This window comes from Thermogutta sp., from assembly GCF_014359955.1.
Taxonomy (GTDB): Bacteria; Planctomycetota; Planctomycetia; order Pirellulales; family Thermoguttaceae; genus Thermogutta.
Map to the genome: position 1 here is coordinate 1 of NZ_JACIYL010000475.1, position 3,439 is coordinate 3,439.

Genomic DNA, 3,439 nt, shown 5'->3' on the forward strand with positions numbered 1-3,439 from the left:
GATGATCAGCACGTGTCGGCCCTTCACTTCCGGCATGAGGGAATCGACGTGGATAACAAGCTGTCCCGGCCGATTGTTCTCAGTGGTCATCTGCCGCGAAGAAATCATCGCCACTCCATAGGGAATCGTCAGTCGCCGCATCAAATCCGCGAGGAATACGACGCTTCCCAGAAGCACACCCACGAGGGTGAGTTTCTTCCCTCGATAGCGCTCCTCAATCTGCTGGGCGAGACGGTCAACGCCTTCCCGAAGTGTGTTCTCATCCAACAGGACCTGCATGGGTACCTCCTTTGGAGCCTGAAAACAGTGACAGCAGGTCTGCCGCCATTACGCCATCCAGGCGGCCATCAACTCCCCGATACCAGCTTGGAGCGATCGACTTTCCGCATGTTAGCCGAGTTTTTGCCCCATTGGCAAGGTCAGCCCAGATGATAAGTTTCCCACGCCCGGCCGTTTTCCGAAATCGGGCCACATGCCAAAACGCTCGCCCCACTTCCGCGCGCAGCCCCCACGGTATAATACTCCCGGACGAAAATGTCAAATCTCGGATGAGGGAGGATACTACCGTGAAAACGTTCAGATGCGAATTTGCCCGAGCCGCTATTTTCACCCAGTACACCCCGCTGCAAAAAGCCATTCTGTTGATCGCTCTGGCGATTGCTGCTTCGGGGATGCTGCTTTGCCATTCCGCCCTTGTGGCCGCGGAGCACGCTCCTCAGATTTCTGAGAAAGTTCGCCGCGAACACCCACGAATCTGGCTGACCCCCGACGATTGGCAAAGGTTTTCTTTTCGTCGCGAAGAGGCCAACTTTCCCGCCGGAGAATACGAAGACCTTCGACGTTTTGCTTATTCCCAAAGTTTCAACCCCAATCTCTGGGTCACGCCAGATCAGGCGATCGCCACGCTCGTGGTGTTTGTCATGGAGAAACAGAATCCCAAACTGCGGCCGCGGATCGACAGGTTCACCGACTACCTCTGCACCGCCGAGGGGGATTCGTGGACGCGGCCCAGAATGCTCAAGGCTCTGGCAATCACCTATGACTGGCTCTATCCGCTGCTGTCCCCGAAGGAGAAGGACCGCCTGCGCCGGCGCATGCAGAACCTGGTCACGGCGATGAAAAAGGAGTATCGCCACTCGGATTACAACAATCACGTGTACCTGGAATACGGTCCGCTGGTCTATGCGGCTCTGGCACTGGCCCATGAAGAGGAATGGGCCGACGAACTGCTCGTGGAATGCGACCAGATGCTCAAGCGGCACTTCATTCCCACTTTAAACCAACTGGGCGGTGGCAAGCCCGGTCGGATAGGCGAGGGCGGCTGGCACGAAAGTATGAGCTATTTCAGCTTCTTTGCCTACGAACTCGCCCATCAAATGGAGGCCTGGCGGACGGCTACCGGTGAAGATCTGTTCGCCATGTGTCCCGGGCTGGGCGGCGCCGGCCGATGGCTGCTGTACTGCACTCGCCCTTTCGACAGTTCTTTCGCCCCGATCGCCGACATCGAAACCCCTGCCCGGTGGGGTCACCAGGAAACAGCCTACCTCTGGCTGCTCGCCCAACGGTATCAGGATCCCTTCGCCCAATGGGTGGCCAACCATACTCCCCTGCGCTACCCCTTCCACATCTGGCCCAAGATTCTCTGGTTTGATGCCTCGATCCGCGAAGTGCAGCGGGAGAGCCTTCCCACGGGCTGTCTTTTCCCGGGTGTGGGCTGGGCCAGCTTCCGCAGCGACTGGGGCCCCGAGGCTATTTGGGGGGTGTTTGTGTGTGGTGATAGCTTCGCCGGCCACCAGCACGCCGATCAAAACAGTTTTGTGCTCTCCGCCGGGGAAGAGCTCCTCGTGGACGCCGGGCAATATGGCGCAAAGGCCACCGAATTTCACAACACGCTTTTGATCGGTGGTGGTCAGCGTGTGCTGGGAAACGATCCGCGACAATTTGTCGGTCCCACGGTCCCGGAGGGACCATTCGACACCGGCGACATTTTGGCTTTCCAGGAGAACCCGCGTTTCACGATGGTGGTGGGCGATGCCTCAAACGCTTATGGTCGCTTCGAGAAGGATCGTCGAATCGACCCCCGACCGACGTTTCTCCGGCGGCTGCTCTGCCTCAAACCAGACGTGCTGGTGCTGGATGACTATGTGGTCCCTCCAACTCCTGCAACCCCTGTGTCGGTCCTTTTCCATTTTCCCCAAACCCCCGTGATTGACGGTGACATCATCCGTTATACCGGGACCAAATCATCGCTCGAGATGCTGCGGATCTGGCCACCGTCTCTCCCTGCCGAGGCGAGCACCGTCAGTGACGAGGTGGCCGGGCAGCAGAAGCGGCAGAGTACCCGCGTGACCATCACCCTGCCGAACCAACCCGTCCAGCGGAGCCTCTGGGTCATGGCAGTGGGGAAGGCGGACCAGCCCCCGGATCTGAAGGACCGGCTCAAGGTCCTTTCAGCGACTGCGGAGATGATTTCACTGAGCATCCGCCTGGCGGAGGGGTCGACGGTCCAGCTCGATCTGCCGGCCCCGGACTGGACTCAGGCCACCATCGCCTACAAGGGGGACCCCATCATTTCCACTGATCGTCCCTGGCCCCTGGCCGCTGGGGTCTTGCCGTTCACTGCGGAGGGGCTTGCCCTCATCGAGCGCTGGGACCGCGCGTATCACGCAGGGAACAGGCCACCGTGGGATACGGGTCGACCCTCCAGCGATCTTCGCCAGGCCATCGCGGAAAAGTGGCTCCAGCCCGGCCAGGCCCTCGAACTCGGATGCGGCACGGGCACAAACGCCATTTATCTGGCGCAGCAGGGTTTTGATGTGACGGCGATCGATCTGGCGCCCACCGCCCTTGCCATCGCCCGCCAAAAAGCCCAAAAGGCCGGCGTGAACGTCCGGTGGCTGCTGGGCGATGTGCTCAATCCTCCGGTCTATCTGCCGAAGTTTGACTGTGTCTATGATCGCGGGTGTTACCACGGCGTTCGCCGTACGGCTGCGGCCGAGTATCTTGCCACTTTACGCCGCGTCACCAAGCCTGGCAGCCGCGTGCTTATTCTGGCGGGCAATGCCAATGAATCGGGGACGGGCGGGCCGCCCCGGGTTCGCGAAGAAGAAATCCGCGAAGATTTTTCCCGCGATTTCCACATCCTCAGGTTGGAACCGACACGCTTCGACACACCCAGCAGTGACCGGCAGGGGGCGTTGGCATGGACCATCCTGCTCGAGCGCAAAGCCACTCCGTGAGTGGCATCTGCGAACAGGCCGATGCCTCAACCCGCAAGATGCAGCCCTTTCGTTGACACGGTCTCCAGCGACCGGTAGCATTCAAATTGTGGCGCGAGAACTGATAAAAATCGCGTCTGTTGACAGACTCAGTGCAGGATAAGGACCTTCGCCCGTGCCGACGAACGGTGCTCTGGCTGACGGCCGCACGCTGGATTTCC

Annotated in this window: 2 protein-coding genes; one reads left to right on the forward strand and one right to left on the reverse strand. The window is 60.0% G+C overall.

What is annotated here, in order from left to right; translation table 11 throughout:
- The coding region (locus tag H5U08_RS13200) for a phosphoribosyltransferase family protein (protein WP_297033880.1) at window positions 1–279 on the reverse strand (279 nt) is incomplete at its 3' end.
- 287 nt (window positions 280–566) lie between these two features.
- Here H5U08_RS13200 and H5U08_RS13205 point away from each other — a divergent pair.
- Entirely contained in the window at window positions 567–3,239 is a 2,673-nt protein-coding gene (locus H5U08_RS13205) for a methyltransferase domain-containing protein (protein WP_297033884.1), read from the forward strand.
- The last annotated feature ends 200 nt before the right edge of the window (window positions 3,240–3,439 follow it).